Here is a 19,575-nt window from a genome sequence, read left to right as displayed (position 1 = left end):
TCTATCTCCCCACCTTAGAATCTTTGAAAAAACACAGTCCTAAAACAAATAACAACTGCTCTAATACAATTGAAAAAATAAAAACTTCAATCTTATAAACTACAAGTGGTGCAATAGTTAATGCAAGAACAGAGCGCTCCCAACCATTGTATAAACCCCAAACTTTATGTTTTACAAACCAATCCCTCAAAGGAGTTGCATCCCAAAACAGTATGGTTGGATCGTAAAAGTCTGCATCTTTACGAGACATTAGAACTCGCGTTATTGGTAAAAGGATATAGAAAGCAAAAATAAGCCCCGAAATTGTAAGACCATAACCTAAACTCCAAATGAAACAAAAAGCTACAAAAAATGAGCGAACTTTGTCAGTTAATGCATCCAAGCGTGCTCCAAAGTCAGAAAATGTATTTGTCCCCCGAGCCACTCTTCCATCTGTACTATCAAGTATTAGAGCAAAAAAGAAAAGGATAGCGCCAAGTATGTAACTTTGATCAATGTACAATATGCCACTAGCGATAGATGCGAGTAACCCCAGCAATGTCACATAATTAGCTTTAACTCTAAACCTAATGAACAATCGAGCAAGAGGAATTGCAAAGAAATCTTGTACAAATACACTAAAAAAGAAGCGTCTGATATTTTTTTCCATTTTATATGGGTCCTATTTGGAAATGTTTTGAGTATCTATTCTTGATGAAAGCACCAAGAAAACTGTTATAAAAAAAATAAATACAATGGGGTTCCCTGGAGAACCGAATAAAGATATTTTGAAAAAGAATATCCAGAAAGCCTTCTTTGAAAGGCTATTGAACGTTCCATATTCTAACATTGAGCGCTTAAATAAAACAAACAATGAAATTACGCCTATAATCCCAACATCCAAAAGTAAATTAGAAATTACACCCGGGCCTCTGAAAGGGATGAGGTGGCCATCTCCCCTTACCTCAAAAAAGCGGAAATCATGAAAATCAAGACCTGATTCCTGTACAGCTATCATTGAAGAGTAGGGCCAACTCCCTATTCCAAAACCTAAAGGATGATATAAACCTGACACAGAAAATGAATACAAAGCCAGCAAACGATTACCTGACTCATTGGCTAAATAAAAGAGTATTTGTCCAAGTGACCCCATATCACTCGAAGAAGCAACTAAATCACCTGCCCTCCCTCCCATAGTAGGTAATATTGATATAACAAAGAAACCTAGTATAGAGGTCAGAACCAAAGTCGAAAATAATGTGATTATATTTGCTTTCACTTTAAAGTGAATAATAGCGAAGGCTCCTATTGCAAAAGCAACCGCCGAAGCAGACTTAATGATTAATGCTATAAAAACGATTAAAAATAAGTCCATTATTAATGTATTTCTATTGTGTTCAGAAGTTAATCTGCTAATTAAGTAGATTAATGTAAGCTCTATTCCTGCCCGAGCAGGTTCGGTTGCAAACAAAGTAACACCTCGATTACTTTCAACAAGCGCACTTCCCTCGCCTCTAGGAACTAGCAATTGAATAAAGCTACCTAACATGTCGGAACCAAGTGTCTGAATTAAACCAAGAGCAATAAGACCCCAAAAAATTTTTTTCGAAAGCAAACAAATTTCTATTGCACGATTTTTCCCAAGTGATAATAAAGTACAACTTACCAATATTACATTCATATAAGCAGCTAAACTTCTTATAACATCAGTTTCTAAAGTACCACCATCAATGATCAAAGCAGCCAAAGCGTAAAAACAGGATGCAAACATTATGCCTACCAATAAAAGCATAGGTCTAGACACACTCCTCATGTGAAACGCAGCAAAGATCACACCCCAAGGGAAAACTTCGGCTGAGATAAGACCAAAAGTAACCGATGGTAAAAATAGTAATAAGGATATAGCCCTAAACACTATAACTCCTTAGTATTAAAACTAACCGTCTAAATTTAAAAAAAACAACATCTAATAGAAATGTCTTTGGTCTTTTTTTTCTAAAATTAGCTTTTTGAAACAAAGCACGGCAACGCATCTTTCCAATACTTATCGAATAATTTAACTTGTTAGTCTGTTTATTTACAATTAAAGTTCGATTAGAGAATACCTTCATTATTAATTCCTCGAAAGCATCACCTTTTGTGATTTTTAAGTCATATCTATCTGTGATTAAGTCACCAAATCCATGCCCTTCAACATCAGCATAAAGTTCATATTTCATGTTATTCAAATGCGCACACTTTGTATAAAAATCAACCAGCACAACAGGGGCGTTTGAATAAACACCTTCGTACACAGACGTTCCTTGAGCAAACAATAAAAAGCTTCCACCTATAATAGCTGAAAGTTCAGCAAAATCGACATGCCCATGAAATGTAACGTATTCACTAATACCAAGACTCTCAGAATAACGAATTAACTCTTTTTTGGCTTCCCCATCACCTATAATATCAAATTGAGTTAAACTGAGCTTTTCCCTAAACATAGAAAAATCAAGTAACAATTTTTTAACGATAAAGAGTTTAGAACTTTTGTCAAGGCGACCTAACCAGCATAAGGAGCCATATTGGCTACTATCAACATCACTTAACTCATTAGAATACTTTTGATCTGAAAGCAGACCAGTAAAACTTTCTTCAAATTTTATATCATAATACGATTCGACTGTTGTTTTTAAATCTAGCGCCATAAAAAAGAATGAAGCAGAACAGCGCTGAAGCTCTTCCTTATAAAACCTATTGAATATAAAAGAATATACTTTATTTATAAATCTAGGAAGCTTGCTATTTAAATACATTTGAGGGAGGTTTAACTGGTGCATAAACCAAAACCGAACATCAGAATCAACAATATCCAGCATTGAATCAAGGCAAAAAGCATAACTGGCTTGTGTAATAAGTATGGAATCTCGCACTTCTATTTTATTCCGACCATCTTCTGTAACTATATCTATATCATCTCTAGTCTCAAGCATTTGTGACACTATCCCAACTTTAGAATCTATTAGCGTTACTTTGTGCCCATCATCAGCTGCAAGACAAGCGAGCAATGCCATTTGCCTTTCAGCACCACCATATATTCTAGAGGGAATGTAAAGAGCGATTTTTGCCATTATTGATCCTGTTGAAAGTAGTTATATAAATAAAAATCGAAATTATAATGGCTGAAGCTATTAACGCTATTAGGTAATAATTTAAACCTAAATGAGGTATAACAAGTCCACAAATAAATGTGAGAAAAAGAAACGTCAGATTGATATATAGTTGACGGCCAACAAACCCTAAAGCAATAGCCATAGCAGATAGAACTTCTGTAGCTATTCGAACAAAAGAAAGAACCATTATCAATATAGCTAACTCAGTTCTAAATCCCCACATTGGAACAAGTTCCATCATGATTTTTTCCGGAAGCGCTAAAATAAAAATAAAGTATATGAATATTGTACTAAAAAGAATCGTGCTTGACTTAAATAGTAGCCACCTTATCTTACCTATACTATTCTTATATCTGGAAAAATAAGGGAACGTTATTTGTGTGTATATTGCAATTAGAAGACTAATTGGGTAATTAAGTATTTGCTTTAAAAAGCTATAAATCCCCAGTGAACCTGCGCTTAGAAAAGTTGCCACCATTACTTGGTCAAGCTTACTCGTTGAGTAAACGGCTAGATTGTTAGAATACTGTCGAAATAGAGTGCTAAGTGGTAGTTTTTGATCTAAGCGAAAACGAATTATCGAGCCATAAAAATACCTAAGTACCAGAAAACGTAACGACACCTGAATTCCTATAGAAATCATCAGCGTAGACAAACCGAAACCAAGCTGCAAAAAAGTTGGAACTGTAATTAGCAAAGAAAACACGGGAAGAAAATCGACATGTGCTAACTCCTTTAGTCTCAGAGCCTTATGAAGTCTTGCATAAGGAACAATAGTACAGGAGTATATTGCAAACATGGGAAGAGCATACTTCAATGCATCAAAAAAACTCTCTCCAAAGTCGAAAAAGCCAACCTGAATAAATGAAAATAACAATAAAATAAGACCGATAAAAATCCCTATTGTAAAATTTAATAATTGCAACTTACCACAAACAAACCTATTTACTCGACGTGTTATCACTGTATTAGCTGTACCAAAATCGATAACACCATAACTAAGCCCAATGATAATCATTAAAATACTTAACTGACCGAATTCTGGAGCAGAAAAATGTGCCCCATAAAATAGTACAACAAGGAATTGAATTAGAGCATTCCCACCTCGAGAAAAAATAACTAAAAACTTCGAATTCTTCAAATAATTAACCTTTAAAACAATAGGTACTTAAAAAATTTTATAACAATCAAGCCAATAAAACTCATTATGCATAAAAATCTAAAATGGTTGTACATATGTGCTTTAACATCACTTCCTCAATACCAAACCAAAGAGGTAGTCTGATTAAACACTCGCTTTCACGGGTAGTAAACTTATCATCACCTATAAATTTACTATATTTATTTCCTGCAATGGCACTATGTAGAGGTATGTAATGAAAAACGGCAGAAATATCTTTACTTTCTAGGTATGCTAAAAGCTCTGTTCGTTCATTTATATCTTTGACTTTCATGTAGAACATGTGCGCATTATGGCTGCATTCTGATGGAATAGTTGAAAACTTAACAAGACCTTTTTGCTGTAAAGGTGAAAGCATTTGAAAATAAAAATTCCAAGCATTTAATCTTGAGCTGTTAATCACATCAGCCTTTTCTAATTGCCCCCACAAATAGGCGGCTTGTAATTCGCATGGTAAATAACTACTACCTAAATCAACCCATGAATACTTATCAACCATGCCTCTAAAAAACTGACTTCGATTTGTGCCTTTTTCGCGAATGATTTCAGCTCGCTTCACAAATTGCACATCATTTATAATTAATAAACCGCCTTCGCCACCGCTGGTATAATTTTTAGTCTCATGAAAACTAAACGCACCTAAGTGCCCTATAGTACCTAATGGCTTACCTTTATAAGTTGACATCATGCCTTGCGCTGCATCTTCTATAACATACAAAGAATGACGATTAGCTATATCCATAATAGTATCCATTTCGCATGCAACACCAGCATAATGAACAGGTACTATAGCTTTAGTTTTTGTAGTTATTGCTTGCTCTATAAGCATTTCATCAATATTCATGGTATCAGGGCGAATATCTACAAAAATTATTTTAGCCCCACGCAAAACAAAAGCATTAGCGGTACTAACAAACGTATAACTGGGCATGATGATTTCGTCACCAGGTTCAGTACCAATTAAAATCGCTGCTATCTCTAACGCCTGAGTACAATTAGGTGTTAGTAAAGATTTTGCGCAACCAAGTTTGTCATTAAACCATTGATGACATAACCCTGTAAATTTGCCATCGCCTGCAATTTTATCACTGCGCATAGCGGAAAGGACATATTTTTCTTCATTACCAGTGTATGGTGGTTTATTAAAAACTATCATTTTTTTCCATATTATGTTTAATGTAAGACGTGAATCTTAAATTTTTACGCGGTACTACCTGCATCAACAGTTATTGTTGAACCTGTTATAGAGCTTGCGCCATCTGATAATAAAAATAACGTTGCCTGTGCAGCATCATCAACATTTGCAAGCCGCCCTAATGGACTCCGACGAGTAATCGATTTTAGTTTATCCCCTTGCAAACCTTTAGTCATATTTGTTTCCATATAACCAGGAGCTAAAGTATTAACCGTAATATTTGCTCTTCCAAGCTCTCTTGATAATGATTTTGTAAAACCACCTAATGCAGATTTAGTTGCCCCGTAAACACTTAGCCCATTGAAGCCAGTAGAACCAATTATTGAACCAACGTTAACAATACGTCCAACTCTATTTAATAACATGGATCGAGATGCGTATTTAGCAAGTAAAATAGGCGCCTCTACATTAACTTTGATAAGTTCATGGATATCTTTTTCATGCATTGTCGCTAAAACACCATCATGCCCCAGTGCTGCATTATTGATTAATGCATACGGTCTGCCATGGCTCTTTACGATATTTTTAACCAAAGTAGATATTTTATCAGTATTGGAAAAATCAAAAGTCTGAAAAAAAACGGAATTTGGATGATTAGATGTAAGCTCACTATACTCTTCTGAGTTTGTACGACTTACTCCTACAACAATATATTTGCTCTCCACAAGTTTTTTACTTATGGCTAGGCCTAGCCCTTTAGTTGCACCAGATACGATAACCATTTTATTCATTGTTTCCTCACTATTTTTCCGGATTCATTAATGGCAATACACTCTACGAACTTTAGCATTGCAGGTATTTTGAATGGCTCTAACTTACCATTACAAAATGCAAATAATTCTTTTTTAAATTTTTTTTCTTCGTCAATTGCAAGAGTTTTATTACTAATAATTTCAGCATTTACTAACATACCTAATACAGGATTTTTTTTACCAAAAACTCTTGACTGCATAACTTTTGAATGACTGTTCAGTACAGCTTCAATTTCTTCTGGAATAACTTTATTGCCGCCAACATTTATTGTGCCGCTATCTCGGCCAAGAAATAATATACGACTATCTTTAACTTCTACGATATCACCAGTATTAATAAAACCATCATCATCTGTTTCTATCTTGCCATTAATAATTCCAGTTGAAGCACGGTCACTCTTAATCCATAAAATATCATTGATTATTTTTAATATAACTGAATTGGAACTTGAGGGTTCTAAATAGTCAACAGGAAACCCAGCAAGCCCATCTTTAACAGAAAAGCCAACGCCAGCTTCAGTTGAGGCATAAATATGAACAATATGAGAATTTTCATAATATTTTTTTAACGAATTAAGCACTGCTTGGTCAGAAATTTCACCACCTAGGGTGATTCTTTTTAAACCTAAGAGTTTTGAACCTTTTGTCATCAAGACCTTGCGCCAAAAAGATGGAGTTGCCGATAAACAATTTACATTTTTATCTATAAATAATTTGACACTATCACTTAGTTCATCAGATGATTCCGATATAGTTAAGGATGAGCCAGAGGCTATAGCTTGAAAATAAACTTGCAACCCAGCAAAGCGATTAAGGTCATAACATAGGCCCCATTTGAAATTCCCTCCTTTAGATATATCTTTTTTACTCGTTTTCATTAACGATGCTAAATTGTAACTTATTAATTTAGGCGACCCCGTCGTCCCAGATGTGGATAACAACCACTCCTGTTTTTTTGGGGCATTAACATCCGAAATTTTTGAAGTACAGATACCGGATTCACTTACGTTAATCACGTATTCGATGCCTGATTTTTCATAAAACTCTTTTTCAACGTCTTCTTTCAAGCACTTAGGTTGAAGAAAAACTTTATTCGCTACGGATGCTATTAAAGGTAAAACTTTTGCCAACTCAAATCGAGAGCTAGTAACTAACGCACAATTTTTCCCATCTAAGTAAGAATAATCTTCGGAAAATTGATTTATTGACCTATTAATATATCCATAAGTAACGTCTTCAGATTTATTCTGAATATAAACTCTTTCACTTGGTACCTGATTAAAGATATCAACAATAGGATTAATCACTGTACTTCTCATAAATTGCTACGAATTCACCAAATGTATTTGGATAAACTGGCTCATCCATCAATTGGAAAGGGTCAAAATCCAATTCTTCTTCAAGCAAAGCCACTAGGATTGCAAACCCTAAAGAATCTAAGCCTGACTCAAAAAGTATAACCTCATCGGTCAAGGATTCTACAAGTAAAGTGTTATTAGTTTGCTCTAACACTTCATTGATTTTGTCTATTATTATAGCTCGACATGTCATGATCTTTAATTAACCTTATGTTTGTGATAATCAATTTTTGTTTTTGAAATATTAAAATTTAAATTTAAATATAAAGCGAGAACACCAGAGTTTGCTGCCGATATTACGGAAGTGATTTTTTTCACACCTTTAAATTTAAGCGCATCTATAACACTTCCCCAAAAAAAGGGAGAATAGACTCCAAAGCCTTTGGCGCTACCACCTAATATCAATTCTGCAACATTGTTATCATTTAATCTAAACAACATAAAACTGACAAGTTGCCCCGCCTTATTCCTGTAAATAAAACCAGAAACATTCTGAAGAAATAGATCATCTACCCAGTAACTCATCCTTTTATTAGACAACTCGGTATCAATGAATGGGTCTTCATGGAAACGAGAAAAATAGAACATATCTTTCGCAATAATCGAAATATCTTTATAGTCGTTTGCAACAATAGCTGTTATCGGCATTAATTTTTTCTTATAGATGTCAGGGAGATTATACTTGTCTAACTGAGAAAGAAAAACTTCTAAAGAAGTTTCACTTGGTAAATATCCATTTTTCATTAAAGCTGATTTTATTAGCATATTTGAGGCTTCAAAGCGTCCATATGCTAAATTAACTTTTGATTTCAACTCAAATTCACGTATCAATGTATTTGCATTTCTTTCTGAATCAAATCTTAAGCTAGTTAGCTCAGCAGTTGTTACAGAAAAAACTTTTTCATCCCAAGGAGTTTCTTGCCAGTGTATAAAATTATTGTTATCAATTATAAATGAATTCAATTTAGTAACCTTTGACTTTATTAAATTTTACTGAAGTTATTAAAATAAGAAACAATATTTCATATCTCAATACAAATTATAAATTTTACTAAATATTTTGTATATTCATTGAACGCTCTCCATACAGCGTTATAAAACATATCAAAACATCCTGAAATACGGTAATAAAATAATTATATTCCTTAAAGAAATACTCTCTTCATTATTTACAAGGACACTATAATAAAACATACCTTACTTAGGGGTATTCTAATCAACTAAGCTCAACAGATATTCACCATAGGTATTTTTCATTAACGGCTTTGCTATTTTTTTAATTTCTTCTGCTGTTAACCAACCTTGGTTATAGGCAATTTCTTCTAAACAAGCTATTTTAAATCCTTGTCTATGCTCAATTGTTTGTACATATTGACCAGCATCCATCAAGCTGTCATAAGTACCTGTATCGAGCCATGCAAAGCCCCGACCTAGTAACTCTACATTGAGCTTACCTGATTTCAAATATGCATTATTTATACTGGTGATTTCTAGTTCACCGCGTTCAGATGGCTTAACGTTTTTAGCAATACTAACAACATCATTATCATAAAAGTATAAACCTGTTACCGCGAAATCTGACTTAGCAATTTCCGGTTTTTCTTCTATTGAAAGTACCTTTTTATTTTCATCAAACTCTACAACACCAAAACGTTCAGGGTCTTTGACTTTGTAGCCAAACACTGTTGCGCCATATTTTCTTTGCGCTGCATTTATCAGCATTGGTGAGAATCCTTGGCCAAAATAGATATTATCACCTAAAACTAGACAAACATTATCATCTCCTATGAATTCCTCACCAAGAATAAAAGCTTGTGCTAATCCATCAGGACTTGGTTGAATTTTATAAGTTAATTCAATACCGAATTGACTACCATCTCCTAGCAATCTTTTAAAACCGGCTTGATCTTCTTGAGTAGTGATTATTAGTATTTCTCGGATACCTGCTAACATAAGTACTGAGATTGGATAAAATATCATAGGTTTGTCATACACAGGTAATAATTGCTTAGATATGCCTTTAGTTATCGGGTACAGCCTAGTACCTGAGCCACCCGCTAATACTATACCTTTTGTTTTATGTGTCATTATATTTCCTTAGCTATCTGAGCCCAATCGTTCCATTGAATATGAACCATCCAATACACGCTGCCACCAATTTTTGTTGTTCAAATACCATTCAACTGTTTTACGGATTCCGGTTTCAAAGCTTTCTTCTGGCTTCCACCCAAGTTCTAACTCGATTTTTGACGCATCTATAGCATACCGTACATCATGACCAGGTCTGTCCGTTACATAAGTAATTAGTGATTCGAATCCTTTGAAATTTCCACCTTCACGGGAATAACTATTTGTAGGAATTAATTCCTCTAATAATTCACAAATTGTTTTTACAACGTCAATATTAGCTTTTTCATTGTGACCACCAATGTTATATGTTTCACCAATGCTCCCTTTGGTAGCAACCAAATATAGTGCTCTTGCGTGATCTTCGACAAATAACCAATCTCGAATTTGCTGACCATCCCCGTACACAGGTAAAGCTCTACCTTCTAATGCATTTAAAATGACTAAAGGGATCAATTTTTCAGGGAAATGATATGGGCCATAATTATTTGAACAGTTAGTAATTAACGTAGGTAGCCCATAAGTACGTTGCCATGCTCGAACTAAGTGGTCGCTAGATGCTTTTGATGCTGAATAAGGACTACTTGGTTTATAAGATGTTTCTTCTGTAAATAAATCAGTAGGTCCTTCAAGATCCCCATATACTTCATCGGTGGATATGTGATGAAATTTAAAGTTGCCTTTATTTTCTTGATCTAACGCTAACCAATACTGGCGACTAGCCTCTAACAAATTATACGTTCCAACAATATTAGTTTGTATGAACTCTGAAGGACCGTCAATTGACCTATCTACATGACTTTCTGCAGCTAAATGCATAACGACATCAGGTTTATGATAATTGAACACTCTGTCAAGTTCTTCTTTATTGCAAATATCAACCTTTTCGAAGCTGTAATTTTCATTATTCTCAACCGAAATCAATGACTCTAAATTACCTGCATAAGTCAACTTATCTAAATTAACCACTTTGTCATTGGTATTATCAATAATATGACGAATAACTGCAGAACCAATAAAACCGGCACCGCCTGTTACTAAAATTTTCATAAATTCTAAACACCTTTTACATCTATTAAATTTTTAAATTTTCGATTATTTTTTACATTTGGCTCAACACCAAACATAAAAGCTTAAATTAACTTTCTAGCAATATGAATTTTCCGATTTATCACAAAACTAGTTACAAGTGAAAGTAACTTTACTATCTGCTTAGTACACTCAGTATTTTATCACATGCTTTACCATCGCCGTATGGGTTATGGGCAAAGCTCATTTTATCGTATGCTTCACTATCAGTAAGTAATGTGTTCAATTTTGAAGTTATTTTAGCTACATCGGTACCTACTAATTTAACCGTTCCTGACGCAACAGCTTCAGGCCGTTCGGTAGTATCACGCATAACTAAAACGGGCTTACCAAGGCTAGGGGCTTCTTCTTGAATACCACCCGAGTCTGTTAGGATAATATGAGCACGATTCATTAAATACACAAACGGAAGGTATTGCTGTGGTTCGATTAAATGTACATTGTCTACATCTTTCAAAATACGGTTGACTGGCTCTTGAACATTAGGGTTTAAATGCACTGGATATAGAATTTGACAATCAGGGTGTGCTTTAGCAGTTATAGCAAGAGATTCACAAATGCGTTCAAAACCACCACCAAAACTTTCACGGCGATGACCCGTTACTAAAATAAGTTTTTTGCTTTCATCAAGCATTGGGAACTGTGAAGCTAGGTTATTACTTAACTCTTTATCACTTTCAATTTGTTGTTTCACAAGTAATAACGCGTCTATCACCGTATTGCCTGTTACATGAATATTACTGGCATCAACATTTTCATTTAATAGGTTTTGTTCTGATGTTGCGGTTGGCGCAAAGTGAAACTTTGTCAATGAGCCTGTGAGTTTTCTATTACCTTCTTCAGGCCAAGGTGAATAGATATTACCTGTTCGTAAGCCTGCTTCAACATGACCAACCGCTATTTGTTCATAATATGCAGCAAGCGTTGCTGCAAAAGTAGTTGCCGTATCACCATGCACTAATACGACATCAGGTTTAAATTCTTTTAATACGGGTGTTAGGTTAAGCAATATACGACTGGTGATCTCAGGTAACGTTTGACCTGCTTTCATTAAATCTAGATCGTACTCTGGTGTTATTTCGAATAGCTCCAACACTTGATCTAACATTTCACGATGCTGCGCGGTCACACAAACCTTTGCTTCAAAGCGTTCGTCATTTGCCAATGCATGAACTAATGGCGCCATTTTGATTGCTTCAGGACGTGTACCGAATACGGTAAGAATACGTTTTTTAGTCATTTAAATCACTTCTACTATACTGTTTAGTGTGTAATATATACTGCTAGCTGTTGAATTAATTCAACATCAAAACTCTTGTTTATTTTATGTCAGAGACACAAACCGTCGCCATTTAATGTTATCAATTAGCAGTAATCCCTTTAAAATTTTTACTTACAATAACTTAAAGAAAAAAACTCTTTCCCTACCAATAGTTTCCAATATTAAAGTCGGATAATTTATGGTTTGCATTTATCGCTAATTTTTACTTATTAATAACTGCGCGAATAAATTCCCGCCTACAAAGCCCATGGATTCCCGACAAGACAACTCGGGAATGACGGCATAGCTAAACTCGGGAATGACGGTATAGCCAAACTCGCGCCTATGGATTACTTATCAGATTTATATTCGTAGTTAGCGTATCCGTAATAGCCGTAGGCATTACTAGCTTTTTTAAGCACGCCATTAAATACCACGCCTTTCACATCGATACCGTTTTGTTCAAAACGTTGACGAGCGTAATCTATTTCTTTAATGCCATTTTGACCAAAGCGCGTAACAAGTAACATACTTCCAGCATGGCCGCCAACAATGGCTGGATCCGTAACCGCTAAAATAGGGGGGGTATCAATAATGATAATGTCGTATTTAGTTTTTATCTCTGCGATTAATTGACTAAAATTGGCATGCATCAATAGCTCAGACGGGTTAGGCGGTACTTGACCCCGTGTAATAATGTCAAAACCTGCTACATCAGTCGATTTAGTGACCTGCTCTAGCGTTTCTTGGCCTGATAAATATTCAGACAAACCGTTTTTCCATGCAAAGTCAAAATACTTATGGATATAGCCTTTACGCATATCGGCATCTATCAACAACACTTTTTTGCCATTCTGCGCGAGCACTACCCCTAAGTTTGTTGATATGAAAGATTTACCGACACCTGGAGAAGGTCCAGAGATAGCAATAACATTATTCTTAGCTTCCATCATGGCAAAGTGCAAACTGGTACGCAGGCTACGTAATGCCTCAATAGATAAATCTGCGGGGTTATCTACGGCTAATACTTTTTTTCCTGCCTGCTTTTTTCGTTTCTTACCACTAATTAAATCTGACAATTTATCTTGATAGGCTGAGTAAGGCACACTGGCGTATACTGGCATGCCAATCGCTTCTATTTCACTTGGGTCTTCAACCCCTTTATTCATGGCTTTTTGTATAAGTACTATTGCTATCGCTAACATACCACCTAGCATAGTAGCCATAACCACAATTAATGCTTTTTTAGGTTTTACTGGCTTGGTAGTATTCACTTCAGCTACATCAATTATACGCACATTACCTACCGTACCGGCACGCACAATATCTAACTCTTGTACTTTGCCTAGCAGCATCATGTAGATTTCGTTACCTACTTCAACATCACGGGTTAGGCCTAATAATTTTTGTTGCATTTCAGGTAAGTTAGATATTTTTTGTGCTAAGCCATCGCGTTGTTTTTGTACGGCATCAATTTGTTCAACAATGCCTTGGTAGTTAGGATGGGTACGTTTGAACTTTCGAGACATAGCAAGACGGTTAAGGTCAAGTTCTTGTAACTTAGTATCTAGCTCAACTATTTGCTCTAATACCCCTTGAGTTTCGAGGGTGATATTGACTGATTTTTGGTTTATTTGATAATCGTTAAATAAGGCTTCCGACACTTCTAATTGTTTTTTAATTTCAGGTAATTGTACTTCTAAAAAGTCGAGTGATTTTTTAGCTTCTGCTGAGTTTCTATCAACATTTCTACGTACATATATTTCAGCTGCTTTGTTTAATACATTTTCAGCGTAAGCAGGTGTTGCATGCTGCAAACTTAAATTAACAATACCTGAATCTTTACCTTTTTCGCTGGCACCAATGGCTGCCTGTAAATCAACAATGGTATTTAAACGATCTTTACGGATAACAGTAAATTCAGTACCTACTCTTGCCGTTAACGCTTTAAGGGTAATACTGAAAATGCCATTAGTGAGTTCTTCGCCTACTTTACCTTGTAAAATTACTTCTTCATTTTCTGATAAAAGTTTATAAGTATTATTTTCACCCGCTAGCACTATATACTCAAGATTGACCGCGTACTTAGGTACATCAAAGCGGAAAACATCAATTTTTTCACCGCCCCAAGCGTAACTCACTGCACCAAAACTGGCTGGTGCCACATCACCTGTTTTTGTCGGGTTGAATTTTCTAAAACTACGACCACCAATTATTGGGAATAATTTCGGCTTGGCTACAATATCTAATTTCAAAGCATCAACGGCTTCGCCGATAACAGAGCGTGACTTTAACAATTCGATTTCTGTTATTGATTTAGAGCTACTTTCAAACATGCCGGCCATGTCATCTAACCCTGGTACTGAACCACCACTTTCTTCTACTTGAATCATTGCCGTTGCTTGATAGATAGGCGTTGAAAACATGGCGATAGCAACACCCACCAGCATAAAGATAGCCGTAATAATACAGATAAAAAACTTACGATCTACTAACGCGCCAAAGAGTGACATTAAGTCAATTTCGTTCGCTGGTGCATTATTGCTTTGCTGATTTTTAACTGTAGGCTGAGCTATATTTTCATTAATTGACATATTAAGTGTACTTTTTAATAAATAATTCTGAATTTAAACTTTTTGTTTAAGGGTAAATTAAAACGCTAGTTTAAAGGTATTTGGTCCAAGCAGAACAGGCTTTATCAACCAATTGATAAACATGCTCAAACGCTTCATGACTTTGGCGGTAAGGATCAGGTATCTCAGTATTATCGATCCATTTACCTAACAAGAAGGTTTTTCCTCTGGCTTGTGGATATTTACCTAACAAATCGGTTAAGTGACGTTCTTCCATCACTAAAATCAAATCATTTTCTGTAATTAATGTTGAATTGAGTTGTCTGCCTTTATGGCCGCTCATATCAATATTATTACTTAAAGCAATACTCGTTGCCGTTGCTTCTGCGCTATTACCCACTAATGCGGTTAGTCCTGCTGAAGAAACTTTTATATGGCTATCGCCTGGCTTGTTCTTTAGCTTATCTTTAAGTAAATATTCACCCGTAGGGCTTCTACAAATATTACCCGCGCATACTACTAAAATGGAGTTAAACATTCCCATTAGAATATCGTCCCTTGATTTTTGATAGTAGATATAGAGTAAACGGTTTGAATTGTTGGTATTAGTTGACTGATTAAACGATTCCAACGTGCTATTGGTGCCGTAGTTACATACACGATATCACGAGGTTGTAACTTAAATTGATCGGCTAATACGAGTGCAACTAAATTTTGTGCATGTAATTGATAAACATCAGCAATGATGCCTTCTTGGTTGTCTGGGCGTTTGCGTAAAACAAAAACACCATTAGCATTGGCTGTTTGCTCGTTTAAACCGCCTACATCACTTAATGCTTCAGCAAGGCTTAAGCCATAACGATTAATTTCAATGCTACCAGCTTTGTTTACATCACCCAGTACAAATACTTTTTGATTGTCTGTGCGATTCACATGAAGGATATCACCGTGTTTTAGTAAACGGTTTTGACTGATATCCCCTTTGGTATAAAAGTCATCTAGCTTAATGATTTCGGTTTGATTGTTTCGTGTAAAAGTGACTGTGCGCCAATCAGCTCTTTCACTTAAACCGCCAGCTTGGTTAATTGCGTCGATTAACGTCAGTGGGATTTCGGTAACTGGGTATACGCCTGGCTTGTTTACTTCGCCGGTAACATAAGCTCTTTGGCTATTAAAACCGACTACTTTTATATCTAGTTGTGGTTTTTCAATAACTCGGCTTAGTTTTTCTACTAATATCGCGTGTAATTGTCTAATGGTTTTACCGGCAGCAGGTACATTCGCAGCATAAGCATAGGTAATGGTGCCATCAGCTTGAATTCTAAAACCGTCAAATGCAGCAGTTCTTTGAACAGCGGCCGGAATAGTAAGTTCGGGATGGTCCCATACGCCAATAGATAATACATCACCAATACCAAGCACATAATCATAACCTTCGATTGACATTGGATTGTATTTTTTGGCTTTAGTGAAGGCTTGTTGGTTGTCTTTTAATTCAGAGATAAGCGCTGAATCGATCACCGAAATACTAACATTCGATAAGTCTTGCGCTAGCGTAGAAGTTTCAGGTTCAACATCAACGCCTTCCATATGACTGCCAGGGATCATACTACAACTACTCAGCATCAATAATGACAATGAGACAACTAGTTTTTTAGAGTATTTTAACATCGTGTAAGTTTATTCAATCCTTCGCTAAGTGAGTCAACTGCCGTGTTGTTTTGAAATTTTTGATGTTTATTGTAAATAACATCTTAACAATGCGTACAGTTCTCACTTTATTATTATGGCCATCTTAATGCCGGAATAGTCAGCAGACAAATATAATTGCATGCTTTCATCTAATCGATATATACATTTCAATATATGAACGTATAAGGCCTAGATAGTTAAAGCTGTATTGCGCAGAATAATACGCAAGTTATTAACTATTGTCTAGTCAGAAAAAAGGAAATTGTTGGAGTAACGGAGTTATGTCCTTGTGGTACTGGATTTATGTCAATATCTGGTTTGGGCACGTTGCTGTTTGTCGTCATGTTGATGGTGTTATGTTGAGTTTATTTCAGTATCTTGTGTATAGGCTCATTAACCTTGGCGTCATGCTGGATTTATTTCAGTATCTGGTTTAGGCGCGTTGCCCTTCTGTCGTCATGCTGAATTTATTTCAGTATCTGTGGTTTGTTGGGTAAGTACAGATCCTGAAACGAGTTCAGGATGACGGTTGTGGTGTTTTGGGCTGGCTGACGGAGTCTGGGGCTGGATGACAGTGGTGGTTGTGTGGCTTAGAAATCTTTGCTCAGATCTAGCCAATTCGGGTTTATTTGTTCTATTAGATTTTTCTTCCAGGCCCTTCGCCAGTTTTTAAGTTGCTTTTCTCTTGTTATCGCATCGTACATTGTTTCAAATGACTCAAAATATACTAATTTATTCAGGTTATATTTATTGGTGAAGCCTAATGTCAGTTTAGATTTATGTTGATAGACCCTTTGAACTAACTGACTCGTTACACCTATGTATAGTGTCGTGTTTTTTATATTAGTCATTATATAAATATGAGGCTGTTTCATATCGACGACCCTGTTAGTAAATAAATTTTTTCGCTAATTTAGATATTTCAGGCCAATCATTGTTAATAAGAAATTGTTTTTGTTTTTTAGACCACCTTCTAATTTCATTTTCTATCAATCTTGCTTCTTGTTCAGTTTTAAATTTCTGCTGGTGGACAAGTTTGACAGGGGGCGTTATTTCAGTACCTAAAAGAAGTTGGTTATATTTATCGTATTTCGCTAACACAATGCCAAGTTCATCACAGCAGCCAGTGTGGTAGCTACCATCCACCGACTGTAATATATAAATATAAACTAATGTATTCATACCAATTCCTTTTGTTAACATTATTTTTACATGTTATTAATATTGTAGTTGAGCTTTATTGTTTTGTCAGGTTTCTCATATAAAATTAAAAATACTGTTTTGGTATTTTTGTTTTTGTGGTTCTAAGTACAGATCCTGAAACGAGTTCAGGATGACGGTGGAGAGTCTGGCTGACGGGGCACACAGGGAGAATTACGTAGTTCTTTTGTCGTCATGCTGAATTAATTTCAGTATCTGGTTTTTGTAGAGTAAGTACAGATCCTGAAACGAGTTCAGGATGACGGTGGTGGTGTCTGGATGGCGGGTATATGTTCAGGATGACGGTGGTTGTTAAGAGCAACGGGGTTGTTGATGTTAACGTTGCTCGCTTTACTCTTTTGTCGTCATGCTGAATTCATTTCAGTATCTGGGTTTTGTAGAGTAAGTACAGATCCTGAAACGAGTTCAGGATGACGGTGGTGGGGTCTGGCTGATGGTGGCGGGGTCTGGCTGATGGCTACACACGTAGAGTTACCTTGCCCTTTTTTCGTCATGCTGAATTCATTTCAGTATCTGGGGTTTGTTGACCAAGTACAGATCCTGAAACGAGTTCAGGATGACGGTTGTGGTGTCAGGATGACGGTGGTGTCAGGCTTACGGTGGTGGTGTCTGGCTTACGATGGTGGTGTCAGGCTGATCGTGGTTGTTTCTCGATAACCGTTACACAATCAGGATTAAGGTTTACACTGCCGCTATGGTGGTGGGCTTTTTTGTATTGGCTGAACTGGTTTTGTCTGGGATTTCATTTAACAATGTAAAGTCCGATAAAATCGGACTTTACTTATTTTTTGTTAAAAATTATCTATTTTGTTAAAAAATTAATATACCAAGGCATCGCTTTATCAATGCCTTGTTGTATTTTGAATTCAGGTTCAAAACCTAATAAGTTTTTAGCTTTAGAGATATCGGCTTGAGAATGTAGAACATCCCCTGCTCTGAAATCTTGATAAATTGCTGATTTATCATAATTCACACTGTTCGCTTTTAATGCTATTTTTAAACTATCAAATAAAGTGTTTAAGCTTGTTCTATCGCCTAAAGCAACGTTGTAGACTTGATTTTTACCGGCATCATCAGCAGTAGCGGCTAATATGTTTGCTTGTACTGCGTTTTCAACAAAACAGAAATCTCGGCTAGTTGCGCCATCTCCATTGATATATAAATCTTCATTGTTGATCATTGCGGCTGTCCATTTAGGAATTACAGCTGCATAAGCGCCATCAGGGTCTTGACGTTTACCAAAAACGTTAAAGTATCGTAACCCTGTAGCGTTCAAACCATAGGTTCTGTTGAACACGTCAGCATATAGCTCGTTTACATACTTAGTTACGGCATAAGGTGATAATGGTTTGCCTATGTTTTCTTCTACTTTAGGTAATGCTGGGTGATCGCCATAAGTAGAGCTTGATGCGGCGTAAACAAAAGTACTTACTTTTTCTTCTTTAGCGGCTGTTAACATATTAACAAAACCGGTGATATTTGCAGAATTAGTTAATATCGGATCAGCAATAGAACGTGGTACAGAGCCTAATGCCGCTTGGTGAAGGATGTAATCAACGCCTGAAACTGCTTTTTGACAATCATCAAAATTTCGGATGTCACCTTTAATAAAGGTAAATCTTGCCCATTGCTCAGCCGAAACTTCTGACTGTACTTCATCTAGGTTATGCTGGTGTCCGGTAGCAAAATTGTCTAACCCGGTAACCGTTTGATCAAGCTTTAATAGTTTTTCAAGGATGTTTGAACCAATGAATCCAGCTACTCCGGTAACAAGCCATTTTTTAGGCGCTGTTTGCAGCTGTAATTTGATTTCGTTATAGCGAGACATAATTTTCCTTTAATTTATATATTGGTTTGTTTTGATATGCTGAGAAGTGATGTTTAACTTGCCTACTCTATTGTAGAACTCATATTTTATGAAAAAACTGTCTTTCAATATCTATATTTAGTGTATTGGCGTAATACCACCTGATGCTGAATTTATTTCAGTATCGGG

General features: G+C 35.9%; 18 protein-coding genes. All 18 read right to left on the bottom strand.

Annotation, left to right across the window (positions count from 1 at the left end):
• Position 1: 1 nt before the first annotated feature.
• The 18 genes from H4J56_RS03400 to H4J56_RS03315 all read right to left on the bottom strand — a co-directional run bounded on the left by H4J56_RS03400 (position 2) and on the right by H4J56_RS03315 (position 19,407).
• Positions 2–649, bottom strand: coding sequence for a CDP-alcohol phosphatidyltransferase family protein (locus tag H4J56_RS03400; RefSeq protein ID WP_182258863.1), 648 nt, complete (start codon positions 647–649; stop codon positions 2–4).
• 12 nt (positions 650–661) lie between these two features.
• Complete coding sequence (locus H4J56_RS03395) at positions 662–1,894, bottom strand: hypothetical protein (protein ID WP_182258862.1); 1,233 nt, start codon at positions 1,892–1,894, stop codon at positions 662–664.
• A complete protein-coding gene (locus H4J56_RS03390) occupies positions 1,887–3,089 on the bottom strand; it encodes a hypothetical protein (protein WP_182258861.1) in 1,203 nt (400 codons plus the stop codon). The genes H4J56_RS03395 and H4J56_RS03390 overlap by 8 nt, the downstream gene beginning before the upstream one ends.
• Positions 3,058–4,272 (bottom strand): oligosaccharide flippase family protein, encoded by a 1,215-nt coding sequence (locus tag H4J56_RS03385; protein ID WP_182258860.1) that lies wholly within the window; start codon positions 4,270–4,272, stop codon positions 3,058–3,060. Before H4J56_RS03385 ends, H4J56_RS03390 begins: the two co-directional genes overlap by 32 nt.
• A 64-nt stretch (positions 4,273–4,336) precedes the next feature.
• A complete protein-coding gene (gene rffA, locus H4J56_RS03380) occupies positions 4,337–5,467 on the bottom strand; it encodes a dTDP-4-amino-4,6-dideoxygalactose transaminase (RefSeq protein WP_182258859.1) in 1,131 nt (376 codons plus the stop codon).
• 44 nt (positions 5,468–5,511) lie between these two features.
• The gene (locus H4J56_RS03375) at positions 5,512–6,237 is read right to left on the bottom strand and encodes an SDR family NAD(P)-dependent oxidoreductase (protein WP_182258858.1); all 726 of its coding nucleotides are present in this window, start codon (positions 6,235–6,237) and stop codon (positions 5,512–5,514) included.
• Positions 6,234–7,577: an AMP-binding protein gene (locus H4J56_RS03370; protein ID WP_182258857.1), complete on the bottom strand. Its 1,344-nt coding sequence runs from the start codon at positions 7,575–7,577 to the stop codon at positions 6,234–6,236. The genes H4J56_RS03375 and H4J56_RS03370 overlap by 4 nt, the downstream gene beginning before the upstream one ends.
• A complete protein-coding gene (locus H4J56_RS03365; protein WP_182258856.1) occupies positions 7,558–7,809 on the bottom strand; it encodes an acyl carrier protein in 252 nt (83 codons plus the stop codon). The genes H4J56_RS03370 and H4J56_RS03365 overlap by 20 nt, the downstream gene beginning before the upstream one ends.
• A 5-nt stretch (positions 7,810–7,814) precedes the next feature.
• On the bottom strand, positions 7,815–8,579 hold the full coding sequence (locus tag H4J56_RS03360; protein WP_182258855.1) for a hypothetical protein: 765 nt from the start codon (positions 8,577–8,579) through the stop codon (positions 7,815–7,817).
• A 249-nt stretch (positions 8,580–8,828) separates the two neighbouring features.
• Positions 8,829–9,704: a glucose-1-phosphate thymidylyltransferase RfbA gene (gene rfbA, locus H4J56_RS03355; protein WP_182258854.1), complete on the bottom strand. Its 876-nt coding sequence runs from the start codon at positions 9,702–9,704 to the stop codon at positions 8,829–8,831.
• 9 nt (positions 9,705–9,713) lie between these two features.
• The gene (gene rfbB, locus H4J56_RS03350; RefSeq protein WP_182258853.1) at positions 9,714–10,793 is read right to left on the bottom strand and encodes a dTDP-glucose 4,6-dehydratase; all 1,080 of its coding nucleotides are present in this window, start codon (positions 10,791–10,793) and stop codon (positions 9,714–9,716) included.
• A 154-nt stretch (positions 10,794–10,947) separates the two neighbouring features.
• Positions 10,948–12,072, bottom strand: coding sequence for a non-hydrolyzing UDP-N-acetylglucosamine 2-epimerase (gene wecB, locus H4J56_RS03345; protein WP_182258852.1), 1,125 nt, complete (start codon positions 12,070–12,072; stop codon positions 10,948–10,950).
• A gap of 371 nt (positions 12,073–12,443) precedes the next feature.
• Positions 12,444–14,687 (bottom strand): polysaccharide biosynthesis tyrosine autokinase, encoded by a 2,244-nt coding sequence (locus H4J56_RS03340; RefSeq protein ID WP_182258851.1) that lies wholly within the window; start codon positions 14,685–14,687, stop codon positions 12,444–12,446.
• Between the two features lie 70 nt (positions 14,688–14,757).
• Positions 14,758–15,204 (bottom strand): low molecular weight protein-tyrosine-phosphatase, encoded by a 447-nt coding sequence (locus H4J56_RS03335; protein WP_182258885.1) that lies wholly within the window; start codon positions 15,202–15,204, stop codon positions 14,758–14,760.
• 5 nt (positions 15,205–15,209) lie between these two features.
• Positions 15,210–16,337: a polysaccharide export protein gene (locus H4J56_RS03330; RefSeq protein WP_182258850.1), complete on the bottom strand. Its 1,128-nt coding sequence runs from the start codon at positions 16,335–16,337 to the stop codon at positions 15,210–15,212.
• Between the two features lie 611 nt (positions 16,338–16,948).
• Positions 16,949–17,233, bottom strand: coding sequence for a GIY-YIG nuclease family protein (locus H4J56_RS03325; RefSeq protein WP_182241648.1), 285 nt, complete (start codon positions 17,231–17,233; stop codon positions 16,949–16,951).
• 13 nt (positions 17,234–17,246) lie between these two features.
• Positions 17,247–17,540, bottom strand: a complete 294-nt coding sequence (locus H4J56_RS03320) for a hypothetical protein (RefSeq protein ID WP_070374583.1) — start codon at positions 17,538–17,540, stop codon at positions 17,247–17,249.
• An 841-nt stretch (positions 17,541–18,381) separates the two neighbouring features.
• Complete coding sequence (locus H4J56_RS03315) at positions 18,382–19,407, bottom strand: NAD-dependent epimerase/dehydratase family protein (protein ID WP_182258849.1); 1,026 nt, start codon at positions 19,405–19,407, stop codon at positions 18,382–18,384.
• Positions 19,408–19,575 lie beyond the last annotated feature (168 nt).

Source organism: Colwellia sp. BRX8-4, from assembly GCF_014077345.1.
Classification (GTDB): domain Bacteria; phylum Pseudomonadota; class Gammaproteobacteria; order Enterobacterales; family Alteromonadaceae; genus Colwellia_A.
Note: the sequence above shows the minus strand (reverse complement) of the source record. Positions and strands in the feature narration are given on the sequence as shown.